This window comes from Microbacterium sp. SLBN-111 (assembly GCF_049739645.1).
Classification (GTDB): Bacteria; Actinomycetota; Actinomycetes; order Actinomycetales; family Microbacteriaceae; genus Microbacterium.
Map to the genome: position 1 here is coordinate 2,646,007 of NZ_JBMGQH010000001.1, position 16,266 is coordinate 2,662,272.

At 71.2% G+C, this 16,266-nt stretch carries 13 protein-coding genes, 1 tRNA gene and 1 pseudogene; 12 read left to right on the forward strand and 3 right to left on the reverse strand.

Annotation, left to right across the window (positions count from 1 at the left end; all coding sequences use genetic code 11):
- The first annotated feature begins 241 nt into the window (after positions 1-241).
- The 7 genes from RKD05_RS12225 to RKD05_RS12255 all read left to right on the forward strand — a co-directional run bounded on the left by RKD05_RS12225 (position 242) and on the right by RKD05_RS12255 (position 9,614).
- Positions 242-1,153, forward strand: a complete 912-nt coding sequence (locus RKD05_RS12225) for a peptidoglycan DD-metalloendopeptidase family protein (RefSeq protein ID WP_424710332.1) — start codon at positions 242-244, stop codon at positions 1,151-1,153.
- Between the two features lie 338 nt (positions 1,154-1,491).
- Positions 1,492-1,989 (forward strand): HNH endonuclease, encoded by a 498-nt coding sequence (locus RKD05_RS12230; protein ID WP_022877431.1) that lies wholly within the window; start codon positions 1,492-1,494, stop codon positions 1,987-1,989.
- Between the two features lie 161 nt (positions 1,990-2,150).
- Positions 2,151-2,708 (forward strand): cysteine hydrolase family protein, encoded by a 558-nt coding sequence (locus RKD05_RS12235; protein WP_424710333.1) that lies wholly within the window; start codon positions 2,151-2,153, stop codon positions 2,706-2,708.
- An 84-nt stretch (positions 2,709-2,792) separates the two neighbouring features.
- Positions 2,793-3,533: a hypothetical protein gene (locus RKD05_RS12240; RefSeq protein ID WP_424710335.1), complete on the forward strand. Its 741-nt coding sequence runs from the start codon at positions 2,793-2,795 to the stop codon at positions 3,531-3,533.
- On the forward strand, positions 3,533-5,077 hold the full coding sequence (locus tag RKD05_RS12245) for a DNA polymerase Y family protein (RefSeq protein WP_424711836.1): 1,545 nt from the start codon (positions 3,533-3,535) through the stop codon (positions 5,075-5,077). Before RKD05_RS12240 ends, RKD05_RS12245 begins: the two co-directional genes overlap by 1 nt.
- A gap of 138 nt (positions 5,078-5,215) precedes the next feature.
- Positions 5,216-8,650: an error-prone DNA polymerase gene (locus RKD05_RS12250; RefSeq protein WP_424710336.1), complete on the forward strand. Its 3,435-nt coding sequence runs from the start codon at positions 5,216-5,218 to the stop codon at positions 8,648-8,650.
- Between the two features lie 67 nt (positions 8,651-8,717).
- Positions 8,718-9,614 (forward strand): DUF2510 domain-containing protein, encoded by an 897-nt coding sequence (locus RKD05_RS12255; RefSeq protein WP_424710338.1) that lies wholly within the window; start codon positions 8,718-8,720, stop codon positions 9,612-9,614.
- 71 nt (positions 9,615-9,685) lie between these two features.
- On the opposite strand, the pseudogene coaBC reads toward RKD05_RS12255, so the two are convergent.
- A pseudogene (gene coaBC / locus RKD05_RS12260) lies at positions 9,686-10,889 on the reverse strand (bifunctional phosphopantothenoylcysteine decarboxylase/phosphopantothenate--cysteine ligase CoaBC).
- Between the two features lie 103 nt (positions 10,890-10,992).
- Between coaBC and RKD05_RS12265 the strand changes: the two are divergent.
- From RKD05_RS12265 to RKD05_RS12275, 3 genes are all read left to right on the forward strand, one after another.
- Entirely contained in the window at positions 10,993-11,727 is a 735-nt protein-coding gene (locus tag RKD05_RS12265; protein ID WP_424710339.1) for an NRDE family protein, read from the forward strand.
- A 16-nt stretch (positions 11,728-11,743) separates the two neighbouring features.
- Positions 11,744-11,816: transfer RNA gene (locus RKD05_RS12270), tRNA-Arg, on the forward strand.
- Between the two features lie 36 nt (positions 11,817-11,852).
- A complete protein-coding gene (locus tag RKD05_RS12275; protein WP_424710341.1) occupies positions 11,853-12,728 on the forward strand; it encodes a DUF4436 family protein in 876 nt (291 codons plus the stop codon).
- Positions 12,729-12,873: 145 nt separating this feature from the next.
- On the opposite strand, the gene RKD05_RS12280 is transcribed toward RKD05_RS12275, so the two are convergent.
- Together RKD05_RS12280 and RKD05_RS12285 are read right to left on the reverse strand one after the other, a co-directional pair.
- Complete coding sequence (locus tag RKD05_RS12280) at positions 12,874-13,158, reverse strand: (Fe-S)-cluster assembly protein (RefSeq protein WP_022879049.1); 285 nt, start codon at positions 13,156-13,158, stop codon at positions 12,874-12,876.
- A gap of 126 nt (positions 13,159-13,284) precedes the next feature.
- Positions 13,285-14,136 carry a helix-turn-helix transcriptional regulator gene (locus tag RKD05_RS12285; RefSeq protein ID WP_424710342.1) on the reverse strand — a complete coding sequence of 284 codons (852 nt, stop codon included), beginning with the start codon at positions 14,134-14,136 and terminating at the stop codon, positions 13,285-13,287.
- Positions 14,137-14,275: 139 nt separating this feature from the next.
- Between RKD05_RS12285 and RKD05_RS12290 the strand changes: the two genes are divergently transcribed.
- Positions 14,276-14,626, forward strand: a complete 351-nt coding sequence (locus RKD05_RS12290) for a DUF485 domain-containing protein (RefSeq protein WP_022879047.1) — start codon at positions 14,276-14,278, stop codon at positions 14,624-14,626.
- Complete coding sequence (locus RKD05_RS12295) at positions 14,623-16,239, forward strand: solute symporter family protein (RefSeq protein ID WP_424710344.1); 1,617 nt, start codon at positions 14,623-14,625, stop codon at positions 16,237-16,239. Before RKD05_RS12290 ends, RKD05_RS12295 begins: the two co-directional genes overlap by 4 nt.
- Positions 16,240-16,266 lie beyond the last annotated feature (27 nt).

A 16,266-nucleotide genomic window follows, 5' to 3' on the forward strand; every position in this document is an offset into this window, starting at 1 on the left:
CGTCATCACGTGTCGGCATGATTCGTCGCAACCCGGCCATCGCCTGCACGCGGGGGTACCAGGCGTGACAGTTTCGTTATGTTCGGGTAGCCTCGAAAGGTCCACAGGCGAGAAGCCCGCCGTCGGACCCCTCGCGGTTTGCCTCACCGGCTCGTCGTCCGCAGAGGGTGAAGCCCGCACATCGTGCCCACAATCGAGTGCTGACGAGCCAGCGTACGAACGCAGAGGCGCCGGAGGAAACTTGGCTGAACACACCGATCCCGTCGCGGACCTGCCCGAGGTCCCCGCAACGGGTCAGACTCGAAAGAGCGCGCGCGCCGCGGTCACCCGACCCGCTGCCCGCCCCCCGCAGAAGCCCGCTGTCGCGTCGTCGACGGTCGCGCGTACCGCTCCCACCCCGAGCTCGTCGTCGTTCCGGCGGAACACGAAGTCGCTGCGCAGCGCCGTGATCCTCTCGATGGTCGCCGGGCTCGTCGCGACGGTGGCCATCCCCGCCTACGCCGCGTCGCTGCCGGCCGCCGAAACGATGACGCTGCAGGAGATGTCGGCCCCCGACAACCAGTCGCTCGTCGTCGCCTCGAACGCGAACGCCGAAACCCTGGATCGCAGCAGCTACTCCGCCACCACGGCGGAGGAGATCCAGAAGAAGAAGGAGCAGGAGGCCGCCGCGGCCGCTGCGGCCGAACGTGCCCGGCAGCTCGCCGCCAGCGCGAACGTCGCCGTCTCCTCGATCAACCTGAACATGACCGCGCCCGGCTCCGGCGAGGTGCGCTGGCCCCTGACCAGCTACATCCTCGGCCGTGGCCTGTGGGACTCGGGCTACCACCAGGGTGTCGACCTCCTCGCGCCGCAGGGCCAGCCGATCTTCGCCGCCGCCGCGGGCGTGGTGAAGGTGTCGTCCGAGAGCTACGGCGGCTACGGCGTGGGCATCGTCATCGAGCACGTCATCAACGGGCAGAGGGTTTCCACGACCTATGGCCACATGACCTACGGCAGCCGCCAGGTCCAGGCGGGCGACACGGTCGCCGCCGGCCAGCTCATCGGCCTCGTCGGCTCGACCGGCAGCTCGACCGCCAACCACCTGCACTTCGAGGTGCACATCAACGGTTCCGTGGTCGACCCGTACGCCTGGCTCCAGCAGAACGCGGGCTGATCGCGCATCCCAGACGGCGTGCCGGAGACGATCGTTCTCCGACACGCCGTCTGTCGTTTCCCTGTGGAGCGGACCCCGGGCGTGTCGCGGTGGGTTAGCCTGTTCGCGACGTCGGGAGAACCGAAGGGAACGCTGATGGACACCATGCCTCGCATCCGCACCATGGATGCGCTCGGGCTGCTCGTCCTTCGGCATCGTGTGAGCGGATGCCGCGGCCTCACCGCGACTTCTGGGGCGCTGTCTGCATAGACAGCGCCTTTTTTCATGCCCCAGCGCCTCTTCCACCGTCGCGAGTCGAACATCCGAGAAGCCGTCTCGGCCATTCGAGAGGAAACGGAATGCGCACACTGGTGCTGAACGCGGGCTACGAACCGCTCGCCGTCGTGTCGTTCAAGCGAGCCCTGGTGCTCGTGATGAACGAGAAGGCCACCGTCGTCGAACGCGTGGACGGTGATCCCGTCTGGGCGGCGGCGGGAACGTACGATCGCCCGGCGGTGATCATCCTCACCCGCTACGTCCGCGTGCCCGGCGCGCGTCGCGTGCCGGTGACCCGCCGCGGGGTCCTGCGTCGGGATGCGCACCGGTGCGCGTACTGCGGGAAGGCGGCGTCGACCATCGACCACGTGCTTCCCCGGTCGCGCGGGGGCAAGGACACGTGGGAGAACCTCGTCGCCTGCTGCCTGCGCTGCAACAACGTCAAGGGGGACCGCACGCCCCAGGAGATGATGTGGGAGCTGCGCCTGATCCCGGGGCCGCCGCACGGATCGTCCTGGACGGTGCGAGGCGTGGACAAGTCCGATCCGCGGTGGGAGCCGTACCTGGCGCTCGCGGCGTGAGGCGTCGCCCTCCGCGGTTGCGGGGGTGCGTGGCATCCGTGTGGGGCCGTTCGGTAGCGTCCGTTCGTCGGTGATTCGCGCAACCTCAGTTCGCGAGGGCCGTTCGCGACTGAGGTTGTGAGGATCGCTGACGTCGTGCCGTCGCGTGGTGTGATGGACGTATGACTCGTGCTCTCCTCGTGATCGACATGCAGCGGGGTTTCGACGACCTCGATTTCTGGGGCCCGACCGCCAATCCGGACTGCGAGGCAAACGTCGGCGCGCTCGTGGCGCGCTGGGAGGCGGACGGGGAGCCCGTCGTCGTGGTGCGTCACGACTCGCTTTCGGAAGGATCGCCGCTGCATCCGTCGTCGCCGGGCAATGCCCTGGTCGACGTCGTCGCGGCGGTGGAGCCGGCGCTGTTCCTCACCAAGAACGTCAATTCGGCGTTCTACGGCGACCCCGACCTGCACGCGTGGCTGGGGGAGCGTGGCATCCGGGAACTGGTGATCTGCGGCATCCAGACGAATATGTGCGTGGAGACGACGGCGCGGATGGCGGGCAATCTCGGTTACGACGTGACCGTTGTGCTGGATGCCACCCGCACCTTCGATCTGTCGGCCGAGGTCGCGGGCGCGGGGACCGTGACGCGGTCGGCGGCCGAGCTCATGGCCGCGACCGGGCTGGTGCTGCAGCAGGGCGGATTCGCCCGGATCGTACGGACCGCCGACCTGATCTGAGCCGCTCGCGGCGATGTCGGAGGGTGATCGTATCTTCGAACCACAGGGATTGAGAGTGTAGAACACATGTTCTAACCTGTGGGAGTGAGGGCGATCGTGCGAGACCAGGCGGAGGCCGTTCCCGACATCCACGCGCTCCGGGATCGGCTCGAGCGGATGCAGGGGCGTCGCCTTGATGCACCGGTGCTGCCGACGCATCCCGCCTTCACTTCGTTGCTTCCCGGCGGCGGTCTGCGGTCGGGGTCGGCGTACGCGATCGCCCGCTCGATGTCGCTGCTGCTGGCGCTCATGGCTCGCCCCTCCCAGGACGGTGCGTGGTGCGGTGTCGTCGGCATGCCCGAGCTGGGGGCCGAAGCCGCCGAGAAGTACGGTCTCGACCTCGATCGGCTGGTCTTCATCCCCGATCCCGGGCCGCGCTGGCTGGCGGTCACGGCCACGATCGCCGAGGTCCTGCCGGTCGTGGCGGTGCGCCCTCCGGCGGGGGCGAACACTGCCCGAGGGGGAGCAGAAGCCACCCGGCTCGCGGCGCGGTTGCGCGATCGCGGCACCGTGCTGCTGGTGCAGGGGCCGTGGCCGCAGGCGGAGGCCGTGATCGACGTCGCCGATCCGCGGTGGGCGGGGCTCGGAGAGGGGCACGGCTATCTCGCCGGGCGTGAGCTCACGGTGTCGGTGCGCAGCAAGCGCACGCCCACGGCTCGGCGGGCGCGCATGCTGCTGCCCGCGGCCGACGGCTCGATCGAGCTGCTCGGCGCCCCCACCGAGCGGCTCGTCCCGCGCGACGATGCGGCGTACCGGCCCGAGTACCGGGAGAGGGCGGCGGGATGATGCGCGAACCCACCCGCAGCCTCGTGCTGTGGCTCCCCGACTGGCCGGTGTCGGCGTACCGCCGCGAGGCGACACGGCCGCCGCGGGCCGACGCGCCCCTGGCGGTGTTCGAGAACAACACCGTGGTCGCGTGCTCCGCCGCGGCGCGCGCTCAGGGAGTCCGGCGAGGCCAGCGTCGCCGCGACGCCCAGGCGCTCTGTCCGTCCGTCGTCGTCGTCGCCGCAGACCCGGTCCGTGACGCGCGCGTCTTCGCCCCGGTGGTCGCGCTGGTGGAGGAGCACGCCCCGGGCGTGCAGATCGTGCGCCCCGGACTCTGCGCCCTTCGCGCGCGCGGTCCGGCGCGGTACTACGGCGGCGAAGAGGAAGCGGCGCGCATGCTCGTCCGGCTCCTCGCGGCCGAGGGGTTCACCGACGCCCGCGCGAGCGTCGCCGACGGCGTCTTCACCGCCGAGCACGCCGCCCGCGTCACCCGGGCCGACGACCCGGTGCGCGTGGTGCCCGGCGGGCAGGCGGCGGCGTTCCTCGCTCCGCTCCCGGTGACCACGCTCGACGACGTCGACCTGGCGAGCCTGCTCGCTCGTCTCGGCGTACACACCCTGGGCGAGTTCGCCGCGATGCCGGTCGAGCGCGTCCGCGAGCGTTTCGCCGAGCGCGGGGCGCGACTCCACGCTCTCGCCTCCGGGCGCGACTCCCAGCCCGTGCAGCCCCGCACGCCTCCGCCCGAACTGCATCGCGAGGTCGCCTTCGAGCCGCCGCTCGAACTCGCCGACCAGATCGCCTTCGGCATGCGCGTCGCCGCGGAGGAGTTCATCGCGCGCCTGGGGGAGCAGAACCTGGTGTGCACCGAGCTGCGCGTGGTGCTCTCGGGCGAACGGGGGGAGCGCAGCGAACGCGTGTGGCTGCACCCCGGGTCCTTCGACGCCGGTGCCGTGGTCGACCGCGTCCGGTGGCAGCTCGCGGAAGACGGGCGCGGCATCTTCGGCAGCGGGGTGGCGGGCGTGTCGATCGAGCCCGAGGCGGTCGATGACGCGGCCCGCCACGCCAAGGGGCTGTTCGGCGCCGGTCCGGACGAGCGGGTCCACCACGCCCTCTCCCGCGTGCAGGCGATGCTCGGACACCGCGCTGTCGTCACCCCCGTCGTCGGCGGAGGACGCTGGCTGGCCGAACGGCAGGTGCTGGTGCCGTGGGGAGACCGGGCGGTCACGGCGAAGGACCGTGCTCGACCCTGGCCGGGGAGCCTTCCCGACCCGCTGCCGGCGACCGTGTATCCGGAGCCGCGACTCGTGGAGGTCACCGACGTCGCGGGAGCGTCGGTCACGGTGGGGGAGCGCGATGTGCTGAGCGCGCCACCGGCGATCCTCGAGGCCGGAGGGCGACGGGTGCGGATCCGCGAGTGGGCGGGGCCCTGGCCGATCAGCGAACGCGGGTGGGATCCCCTGCGGCGACGGCGGGCCCACCGGTTCCAGGTGGTCGACGCCGACGGCGGCGCGTGGCTGCTGGTCGTCGAAGAGGGCGAGTGGCGGGCGGAGGGGCGCTATGACTGAGCGGCGGGACGCGGCGCCCCTGTCGGCCACGGCTCCCACGGCGCCGGCGACCCTCGCGTCGGCCGCGGCGCCCGCAGCCCTCGCGGCCCCCACGGCGTCGACGCTCCTTGCCCGTGGGCCCGGGAGGGGCGGGCGCTGATGGGCTTCCACAATCCCCCCGTGAAGTGGTCGGAGCTCGAACGCGCGCTGAGCGACACGCGCCGACCGGTCTCCGCCCCGGCGAACGGCGACGGCGGCGACAGCCCGGCGTGGTCGCACAAACGCGGTCCCTACGTTCCCCCGACGATCGAGCGCCCCGCCGATGCCGTTCCCTACGCCGAGTTGCACGCGCATTCGTCGTACTCCTTCCTCGACGGGGCGTCCTCGCCCGAGGAGCTCGTCGAAGAGGCCGAGAAGCTGGGGCTCCACGCGCTCGCCCTCACCGACCACGACGGGTTCTACGGCATCGTCCGCTTCGCCGAGGCGGCCGAGGCGCGCGCCGTGCGGACCGTCTTCGGCGCCGAGCTCTCGCTCGGGCTCCCGGGACCGCAGAACGGTCAGCCCGATCCCGCCGGTTCCCATCTCCTCGTGCTCGCCCGCGGCGAAGAGGGGTACCACCGGCTCGCCGCGGCCATCACCCACGCGCAGCTCTCCGGCGGCGAGAAGGGGCGCCCGGTCTACGACCTCGCCGACCTGGCCGAACGCGCTGGGGGCTGTACGGATCCGCAGTGGGCGGTACTCACCGGATGCCGGAAGGGAAGCGTGCGTCAGGCTCTGGCATCCGAGGGTCCGGCGGGGGCGGCCCGCGCGCTCGACCGCCTGGTCGATCTGTTCGGTCCCGAGTCCGTGCAGGTGGAACTCATCGACCACGGCAGCCCGCTCGACTCGGCCCACAACGACCTGCTCGCTTCTCTCGCCGCCGAGCGCGGCCTCCCCGTCCTCGCAACGAACAACGTGCACTACGCAGCCCCGCAGAAGGAGCTGCTCGCCGCGGCCGTCGCCGCCGTGCGCGCCAATCGCAGTCTCGACGAACTCGACGGGTGGCTGCCCGCGCACGCCGGGGCGCACCTGCGTTCCGGTGCCGAGATGGCGGCGCGGTTCGCCCGGTACCCCGGCGCCGTCGCGCGGACCGTCTCGCTCGCCGACGAACTCGCCTTCCCGCTGCGGCGAGCCAAGCCCGCGCTACCGAAGCAGACGGTGCCCGAGGGGCACACACCGATGTCGTGGCTCCGGCATCTGGTGTGGGAGGCCGTGCCGCGGAAGTATCCGAAGCTCTCCGCCGCCGATCGCGACCGTATCGAGCGCGAACTCGCGGTCATCGAGATGAAGGACTTCCCGGGGTACTTCCTCATCGTCTACGGGATCGTCGCCGAGGCCCGGCGCCGCGGCATCCTGTGCCAGGGGCGAGGGTCGGCGGCGAACAGCGCCGTGTGCTATCTGCTCGACATCACCGCGGTCGACTCGATCTTCTATCGCCTGCCGTTCGAGCGCTTCCTGTCGAGCCTGCGCGATGAAGAGCCCGACATCGACGTCGACTTCGACTCCGATCGCCGTGAGGAGATCATCCAGTGGGTCTACGAGACCTACGGTCGCGATCGTGCGGCGCAGGTCGCGAACGTCATCCAGTACCGACCCAAGAACGCGGTGCGCGACATGGCCCGCGCTCTCGGCCACTCGCCCGGCCAGCAGGATGCCTGGTCGAAGCAGGTCGAACGCTGGGGCGCGACGCTCGAGACCGGTGCCGACCACGATATCCCCGACGAGGTCATCGAGTTCGCGTCCGAGCTGCTCAAGGCCCCGCGGCACCTCGGCATCCATTCCGGCGGCATGGTGCTCACCGACCGTCCGGTGGGCGAGGTCGTGCCGATCGAGCACGCCCGCATGGAGAACCGCACGGTCATCCAGTGGGACAAGGACGACGCCGCGTGGATGGGACTGGTGAAGTTCGACCTCCTCGGGCTCGGCATGCTCGCGGCGCTGCAGTACTGCTTCGACCTGATCCGGGATGCCACGGGCGAGCGGTGGGAGCTGTCGACGCTGCCGAAGGAAGAGAAGGCCGTCTACGACATGCTGTGCCGCGCCGATTCGATCGGGGTGTTCCAGGTCGAGTCCCGCGCGCAGATGGGGTTGCTGCCACGCCTGCAGCCCCGACGGTTCTACGACCTCGTGGTGCAGATCGCGCTGATCCGCCCCGGGCCCATCCAGGGCGGTGCCGTGCATCCTTTCGTGCGGCGCAAGCTCGGACAGGAGCCGATCACCTACGTGCACGAGAACCTCCGGCCGGTGCTCGAGCGCACCATGGGTGTGCCGGTGTTCCAGGAGCAGCTCATGCAGATGGCCGTCGCCGTGGGCAACTGCACCGCCGAGGACGCCGACCTGCTCCGGCGCGCGATGGGGTCGAAGCGCGGGCTCGAACGCATCGATTCGTTGCGCGAGAAGCTCTACGCAGGCATGGCCGAGAACGGGCTCGTGGGCGCGGTGGCCGATGAGCTGTACGCCAAGATCCAGGCGTTCGCGAACTTCGGGTTCGCGGAGTCCCACTCGCTGTCGTTCGCGCTGCTGGTCTACGCCAGCTCGTGGATCAAACTGCATTACCCGGCCGCGTTCCTCGCGGGGCTCCTGCGCGCGCAGCCGATGGGGTTCTACTCACCCGCGACGCTCACCGCGGACGCCCGCCGCCACGGCGTGCGGGTGCGACGCCCCGATCTGTTGCGGTCCGGAGTCGAGGCGGGGCTCGAGCCGCTCGACGATGAGTCCGGGAGCCCGGATGCCGACCGCCGCCGCCCCGCGACCGGGCTCGACGCGTGCGCGTGCGCCGACCAGCCGCCCACCGGGGACTTCGACCGTTCCGCGCCCGACGAGAGCGAGGCGCACCGTCGCGACGGGGCGTTCGCGGTGCGGATGGGGCTCGCCGGTGTCACGGGGATCGGGGCCAAGGTCGCCGAACGCATCGTCGCGGAGCGGGAGCGCGGGGGCGCCTACCGCGACCTTCGCGATCTCGTGCGCCGCACGGGGCTCGTGACCGCGCAGCTCGAGGCCCTAGCGACGGCCGGCGCGTTCGAGTGCCTCGGGCACTCGCGACGCGAGGCGATCTGGCTGTCGGGTTCGGCGGCGCTCGACCGGCCCGAGTTCCTGCCCGACTCGGTCGCCTTCGTGCAGCCTCCGTTGTTCACCGACCCGTCGAGCTACGAGGTCCTCGCCGCCGACCTGTGGGCGACGGGACTCTCCACCGACGACCATCCGCTCACCCATTTCCGCTCGGCACTCGACGCGCGCGGCGTGCTCACGTCGCGGGAACTGCGCTCGGCAGAGACCGACCGCCGCGTCGAGGTGGCGGGACTCGTCACGCACCGCCAGCGGCCGGCGACGGCATCCGGGATCACCTTCCTCAACCTCGAGGACGAGCACGGCCTCATGAACATCGTCTGCTCGGTGGGGGTCTGGAACAGGTACCGCCGGATCGTGCGCGAATCGCCCGCCCTGATCGTGCGGGGCATGCTCGAGAGGTCGGTCGAGGGCGTCACGAACGTCGTCGCCGACGGGTTCACCGACCTCCGCGTCGGGGTCTCGCACGCGTCGAGGGACTTCCGATGACGTCGGGGGTCGTCACTAGACTCGGGGGGACACGCACGCCATGCCGCAGCATCACAGGGGGAACGACATGACCGACACGCCCACTCCGCCCGAAGGCTGGTACCCCGACCCCGCCGGGAGCGGCGGACTCCGTCGCTGGAACGGCACCGCGTGGACCGACGAGGTGCGTCCGTCCGCCGCCGAGCCGCCGGTCGCCCCCGCGGACGATGCGCCGCGTCCGGCCGAGCCCGTGAGCCCGCCCGTACCGCCCGTCACCCCGCCCGAGGCGCCCGTGCCGCCGGTCGCCCCCGGCTCGGATGCCCCGACCCACCCCGGTGCCCCTGCCGCCCCCGCGTACTCCGGTGGGGCCCCGTCCGACGGCGCGGCCTCCGGCTTCCCGGCCTACCCCGGCTCGGGCGCGACCGCCTACTCGAGCACGCCCGCATACCCCGGCACGCCCGCGGACGCGACGCCGGCATCCGGCCGCGCCGACATCCCGACGAACACCGTCTGGATCTGGCTCGTCGTTCTGCTGCCCCTGGTGTCGCTGACCACGCTCTTCCTCTTCGACTGGTCGACCTACCTGCAGGAGTCGATGTACGCGTCGCTCTACCCGGAGCAGGCTCCCTACGCAGCGTCGGCGTCGCTGGCCGTCTCGGCCGGGGCCTCCGTGTTCAGCTTCGTCATCGCCGGTCTGACCGTCCTGTTCTCGTACCTCGACTGGCGCCAGCTTCGCGCCCGTGGCATCCAGAAGCCCTTCCACTGGGCGTGGAGTTTCTTCGTCCTCGTCGTCTCCAGCGGTGCGGTGTACATCATCGGGCGCGGGGTCGTCCTGCGGCGCCAGACCGGGAAGGGGCTCGGACCGGTCTGGGGCTGGATCGCGGTGACGCTCGTGACGATCATCGCCGTCGTGATCTGGGCGGTGACGCTCTTCACCTCGCTCGCCCCGCTGATCGAACAGCTGTCGTACTCCACGGGCTACTGACTCTCGGCGCGGCGTCCGGGCGCGAGCACGGTGCGCCCGCGTCGACCGCGCCCGGTGCCGCCCGCGCGGCCTCAGCGCGAACGCACGGCGAGCACGGCGTCCAGCAGCGCGTCGGCCGTCTCCGCCTTGGAACCGGATGCCTGGCCGACGACGTCGCCGTCACGCCCGATGATCGTGAGGGCGTTGTCCGCCGTCTCGAACCCGCTCGTCCAGCCGACGGCGTTCGCAGCGAGGAGATCCACGCCCTTGCGAGCCGCCTTGGCGCGCGCACGCTCGAGAAGCTCGTCCTGGCTGTCGACGGTTTCGGCGGCGAAGGCGACGATCGTCTGGCCCGGTCGCCGGCCGGCGACGAGCCCCGCGACGATGTCGCGGTTCTCGACCAGTTCGAGGGTCAGGCCGCCGGGGGTGTCCTGCTTGCGGAGCTTGTGCTCCGACACCGCGGCGACGGAGTAGTCGGCGACCGCCGCGGCCATGATGACGACGTCGGCGTCGGGGGAGGTGGCATCCATCGCCCGTCCCAGCTCGTCGGCCGTACCCACCGAGATGACCTCGACGCGCGGATCGGGGCGGACATCGGCGTCGAGGTGCGCCGCCACCAGGGTGACGATGGCGCCGCGGTCGGCGGCGGCGCGCGCGATCGCGACACCCTGGCGGCCGCTGGACCGGTTGCCGAGGAAGCGCACCGGGTCGATCGGTTCGCGGGTGCCGCCGGCGCTCACGAGCACCGAGAGCCCGGCCAGATCCCGCGGCCGTTCCACGAGGGCGAGGGCGGCGGCGACGATCTCCTCGGGTTCCGACATACGCCCGGGGCCGCTGTCGCCGCCGGTGAGCGCGCCGTCCCGCGGGGCCGACGATGTGCACGCCGCGCGCGCGGAGCACGTCCATGTTGTGCACGGTCGCGGGATGCCGCCACATCTCGGTGTGCATCGCGGGAGCGACCACGACCGGAGCGGTCGTCGCGAGGAGGGTCGTGCCGAGCAGGTCCGCTGCGAGCCCCGCGGTCATCGACGCGAGGGTGTTCGCGGTGGCGGGCGCCACGATGACGAGGTCCGCGGACTGTCCGAGCGACACGTGCCGCACGCGCGCGACGTCCTCGTGCACGGAGGTCGTGACGGGGTTGCGGCTGATCGCCTCCCACGTCGGCAGCCCGACGAACCGCAGCGCGTCGTCGGTCGGGACGACGTGCACATCGTGCCCCGCCTTCACCAGCAGCCGGACGAGCCCGACGGTCTTGTAGGCGGCGATGCCTCCGGTCACTCCCACGACGACGAACATGGCCCCAGTCTCCCAGGTCGGGGTCGCGCGGTGGCGTCGCGCGCGCCGAGCCCCCGAGCCCGCACCCGCCCACCACGGCCCCCGCGCCGGTAGCGTGGTGGGAATGTGCACCGTGGTGGTCGACGTCCCGCGCGAGAGCGCTCAGCCCGTCCGGGTGCTCGCCGTCCGGGACGAGGACCGGAACCGTCCGTGGCGTCGGCTCGGCGAGTGGTGGCCGGAGCAGCCCGAGGTGCGGGGTATCCGCGACGAGCGCGCGGGCGGAGCCTGGCTCGCCGCCGATCCGCGCGCGGGGCGCCTGGCGGTCCTGCTGAATCGCGAGGATCTGTCCGGGCGATCCGACGACGAGGTCGTGAGCCGGGGTGGCATCCCGTTGCAGTCGGTCGCCGGGTCGCTCGCGGAGGCCCCCGTGACGCGCGGTTTCAACCTCGTCGAAGTGGATGCCGACGGCGCCACCGTCGTGGAATGGGACGGACTCGCCGCCCACCGCACCCGCCTGGCCCCGGGCACGCACATGATCGCGCACCACGCTCCCGACGACCCGGCCACCCCGCGGGTCGGGCGCTGGCTCGAGGAGTTCCGCCGAGCAGGCATCGCCGAGGGCGACGACTGGTGGGGTCGGTGGCTCGCGGTGGTCGAGGCATCCACGTCCGACCCGTCCGCGTCGATCCTGCGCCGCGACCCGCACGACGATGTCGTGCTGGAGTCGTTGCTCGTGTGCGTCGCGACGGTCGACGCGAACGGCGTGGACGTGCGCGAGGCCGTGCTGTCCGAGCCGGGGGAGTGGGATGCCGCGCTCGCCGCGCAGCTCCGCGTCGGTGCTCCGGCACGCTCGCAGTAGGCTGGAAGGCAGTCCCGCCTCCGTAGCTCAGGGGATAGAGCGCCGCACTCCTAACGCGGGCGTCGCAGGTTCGAATCCTGTCGGGGGCACCGAAGCTCGTCCCCGCGCTCTGCCACACTGACTCCGTGAGCAGCCCCGCGTCCTCCCGTCGTCGCCCGGTCCTCTGGATCGTCGGCTCCGTCGTGCTGTTCGTCGCGCTCTACGCGACCGTCGTCGGTCTGTACGCCGGGAGCGGCGACATCGTGGGCAGCGGCGACGGCGAGACCTCCGGCGACACGGTGGCGCTGTCGCTGACGCCCGAGAAGATGGATGCCGCGACCAACCGCTTCACCGTGTCGATCCTGCCGACGCAAGGCGAGGACGGGTCGGTCACGAACGGCCTCATCGCGCACCGGCCCTTCGGGGTGCTCGTCTCCGCGGTCGCCGGGTCGAAGGCGACGCAGTTCGCCGAGGGTGACCTCATCTCGCCGATCGAGACGTCGCTGGTCATGGACGGTCAGATCGAGAACTGGCCGTTCGACCGGTACACGGTGCGCTCGATCATGACCGCGCTGCAGGAGGACGCGGCGGGGGAGTCGAATCCGCTGCCCACGACCGTGCAGCCGTCGAAACGTGGCATCCCGGGCTGGGACATCACCGTCGCCGAGACGCCGGTGGGCGAGGGCGTGAACGCCGTGGACATCTCGGTGTCGCGCTCGGGGTCGACGATCGCGTTCGGGATCGTCCTGCTCACGCTCATGGTGATCATCCCGGCGCTCGTCCTCGTCGTCGCGATCCTCGTGCTGCGGGGGCGGCGCAAGGTCGAGGTGACCACGCTGGGGTGGATGGGCGCGATGCTCTTCGCGACGATCCCGTTGCGCAACTTCCTTCCGGGATCGCCGCCGATCGGCTCGTGGATCGACTACCTCGTCGTCCTCTGGGTGCTCGCCGCCCTGGTCGGGGGTCTGGTCATCTTCGTCGTCGCCTGGATCCGGCGCGGCCCCGCCGGGGAGAGCGTGTAGCGCAGTCACACCTTGTCCCGCTTTCTGCGGGTGCGCGTCCCGATCGTTGCTGTCTGCGGTTCGTTCGGGCCGCAAGAAGTGGGACATGCTCCGGCCCGGACATGACGATGCCCCGGCGCGCGGCCGGGGCATCGTCGATCAGGACTCAGGCCTGGGTGGTCACCGCGAACTGCACGGAACCCTGTCCGTCCAGCTGTGCGTCGAGCACGCGGTCGTCGAGCACCTGGGCGGCGTCGGCGTCCAGGAAGACGCGGGCGCCGGAGTTCTCCACGACGGCGTCCTCGGGCTCGGGGCCGTCGACGACGGACAGCCGGAACTGCGACTCCGGCGAGCCGGCACCCTCGATGCGCACACCGCCCTGGGCGGCATCCGGCAGCTGGGCGGCGATGGTCTTGACGGCGGTGGTGGCCTCTTCGGTGAGCGTCAGCATGGGTGACTCTCCTTCTGTGTCGACGTCAGGGGCCAGCCACGATTCCGAGAATCAGGCGCGGTCTCAACCCCACGGCGCCATTGCCAGGGGATTCTCACGGAGCACCCAGGGCACTCCTCGGGGCTGTCAGGGCAGCAGCCCGGCGCGGCGCGCCCGTGCGACGGCGGCATGTCGGGTCGAGGCATCCAGCTTCGACATCGCCGACGCGAGATACGACTTCACGGTCGTCTCGCGGAGGTGGAGGGAGGCCGCGATCTCGCCGTTCGTGGCCCCGACGGCCGCGCACGAGAGGACGTCCAGTTCGCGACGGGAGAGGTGGATGCCGGTGATCTCGGGCTCGATCGTCGCGTCGCCGGAGAGCGCGGCGAGGCGGGATTCCAGCTCTTCCAGGCGGCGACGCACCCCTTCGTCGGGGACGGTGGCGGCGATGCTGCGGAGCTGGGCGTAGCTCTGTCGGATCTCCTCGCGCGCGCCCGCGCTGAGGCCGTCGTCGCCGGGGTTGAGGGAGGCGAGGCGGCGGTCGACCTCGTCCCGCACGCGCAGTTCCGTGCCGAGTTCGCCCGCGATGTCGAAGGCGGGGCGCGCCTCGCGCTCGCCGAGGGGTGCCTGTGCCCAGGAGCCGCAGTAGAGAACGCCGCGTGCGCTGCCGCGGACGAGCACGGGCACGGCGAACAGGGTCGCGATGCCCTCTCCGAGAATGGCGCGGTCGTAGTCGTGCGTGATGGTGCGCGCGGTGCGGTAGTCGAGCGCCAGTCGGGGGCGCCGTTCCACGAGGGCCCGACCGCCGAGACCGCGTTCGGCGTGGACGACCAGCCCCTCGATGCTGCGCGTGCGGGCCCCGACGACGGTGGAGACGTGGACGGCGCCGTCGTGCTCGAGACCACCGAAGGCGACGGGGAAGTGCGTGCGCCGCGCGAGCTCGGTCACGGCGTGCGACACGAGCGTCACGTCGTCTCGGAGTGCGACCGGTGTTCCCACGAACTACCTACTTCCGGGGGTGACGGCTGCGTCGCCGCCTTTCGTAGCGTCGACCCTACCACCGGGAAGGCGCTCCGACCCGGTGTTTTCCCCCCTTCCGGTGCGCCGATGCGCCGGTCTCATGAGGCAAGGAGGCCACATGACGGATAACAGGATCGACGGCGCCCCGCGCGGCGTCGACTACATCGCGGTCGAGGAGTCCGCCCCGTTCCGGGAGCTGAAGCGGCGGCAGCGCAGCTTCATCTTCCCCATGGCCGTGGCGTTCCTCGTCTGGTACTTCGTCTACGTTCTGCTGTCGTCCTTCGCGCCGGACTTCATGGCGCAGCCGGTGTTCGGCGCCGTCACCGTGGGCCTCGTCTTCGGGCTCGGGCAGTTCGTCACGACCTTCGCGATCACGATGGGCTACGTCGCGTACGCCAACCGGCGACTCGACCCCGGTGCGGAGAGTCTGCGCGTCGAACTCGAGCGGGCCGAGCGGGGTGAGTCGTGAACGAGGTCTTCGCCACCGTCCACGCGGCTGTTCAGACGGTCGAGAACAATCCGGTCCTGAACATCTCGATCTTCGGCGCGTTCGTCGCCGTGACGTTGTTCATCGTGATCCGAGCGAGTCGCAACAGCAAGACGGCGGCCGACTACTACGCGGCCGGCCGTTCCTTCACCGGCCCGCAGAACGGATTCGCGATCGCGGGCGACTATCTGTCGGCGGCCTCCTTCCTCGGGATCTGCGGGGCGATCGCGATCAACGGGTACGACGGGTTCCTCTACTCGGTCGGGTTCCTCGTGGCGTGGCTGGTGGCGCTGCTCCTCGTGGCCGAGCTCATGCGCAACACCGGCAAGTTCACGATGGCCGACGTGCTGTCGTTCCGTCTGAAGGAGCGCCCGGTCCGGATGGCTGCGGCCATCACGACGCTCGCGGTGTGCTTCTTCTACCTGCTCGCGCAGATGGCGGGCGCGGGCGGTCTGGTGTCGCTGCTCCTCGGGATCACGGAACGCGTGGGCCAGTCGATCGTCGTCGCGGTCGTCGGCATCCTGATGATCGTGTACGTCCTGATCGGCGGCATGAAGGGCACCACGTGGGTGCAGATCGTCAAGGCATTCCTCCTCATCGGCGGAGCCGTGGTCATGACGATCTGGGTGCTGGCCATCAACGGGTTCAACCTCAACACGCTGCTCGAGGCTGCGGTCGCCGCATCGCCGAAGGGCGAGGCGATCCTCGGACCCGGCCTGCAGTACGGCGCGAACCCGTGGGACTTCCTCTCGCTCGCGCTGGCGCTGGTCCTCGGAACGGCGGGGCTCCCGCACGTCCTGATGCGCTTCTACACGGTGCCCACCGCGAAGGAGGCGCGTCGCTCGGTGGTGTGGGCGATCTGGCTGATCGGTATCTTCTACCTCCTCACGCTCGTGCTCGGCTACGGAGCCGGTGCCCTCGTCGGACCCGAGGCCATCCTGGCCGCGCCCGGCGGCGTGAACGCGGCGGCGCCGCTGCTCGCCCTCGCGCTCGGCGGACCGATCCTGCTCGGGTTCATCTCGGCGGTGGCGTTCGCGACGATCCTCGCGGTCGTGGCGGGCCTGACGATCACCGCGGCGGCGTCCTTCGCGCACGACATCTACGCCAACGTCGTGAAGAAGGGCAACGTCCCGCCCGACGGCGAAGTGAAGGTCGCGCGGCGCACGGTCATCGTCATCGGCATCCTCGCGATCATCGGGGGGATCGGCGTGCAGGGGCAGAACGTGGCGTTCCTCGTCGCGCTCGCCTTCGCCGTGGCCGCCTCGGCGAACCTTCCCACGATCCTGTACTCGCTCTTCTGGCGCCGCTTCACCACGCGCGGTGCCGTGTGGAGCATGTACGGAGGCCTGGGGTCGGCGCTCGTGCTGATCCTCCTCTCGCCCGTGTTCTGGGGCGGCCCCACGAGCGTGTTCGCGAACACGGGTGTGGCGATCTGGCCGCTGAACAACCCGGGCATCGTGTCGATCCCGCTCGGCTTCCTCCTGGGCTGGCTGGGCTCGATCACGTCGAAGCAGACCGAGGATCCGCGCAAGGCCGCCGAGATGGACGTGCGTTCCCTCACCGGCTTCGGCGCGGAGAAAGCGTCGAACCACTGATCGCGTCCTCGCCCGGTCCGGCCCACG

Bases quoted from the DNA above. Each gene is read 5' to 3' on its own strand.
- RKD05_RS12230 (WP_022877431.1), top strand. From the start codon at position 1,492: ATGCGCACACTGGTGCTGAACGCGGGCTACGAACCGCTCGCCGTCGTG.
- RKD05_RS12235 (WP_424710333.1), top strand. From the start codon at position 2,151: ATGACTCGTGCTCTCCTCGTGATCGACATGCAGCGGGGTTTCGACGAC.
- RKD05_RS12245 (WP_424711836.1), top strand. From the start codon at position 3,533: ATGCGCGAACCCACCCGCAGCCTCGTGCTGTGGCTCCCCGACTGGCCG.
- RKD05_RS12250 (WP_424710336.1), top strand. From the start codon at position 5,216: ATGGGCTTCCACAATCCCCCCGTGAAGTGGTCGGAGCTCGAACGCGCG.
- RKD05_RS12255 (WP_424710338.1), top strand. From the start codon at position 8,718: ATGACCGACACGCCCACTCCGCCCGAAGGCTGGTACCCCGACCCCGCC.
- RKD05_RS12265 (WP_424710339.1), top strand. From the start codon at position 10,993: ATGTGCACCGTGGTGGTCGACGTCCCGCGCGAGAGCGCTCAGCCCGTC.
- RKD05_RS12280 (WP_022879049.1), bottom strand. From the start codon at position 13,158: ATGCTGACGCTCACCGAAGAGGCCACCACCGCCGTCAAGACCATCGCC.
- RKD05_RS12290 (WP_022879047.1), top strand. From the start codon at position 14,276: ATGACGGATAACAGGATCGACGGCGCCCCGCGCGGCGTCGACTACATC.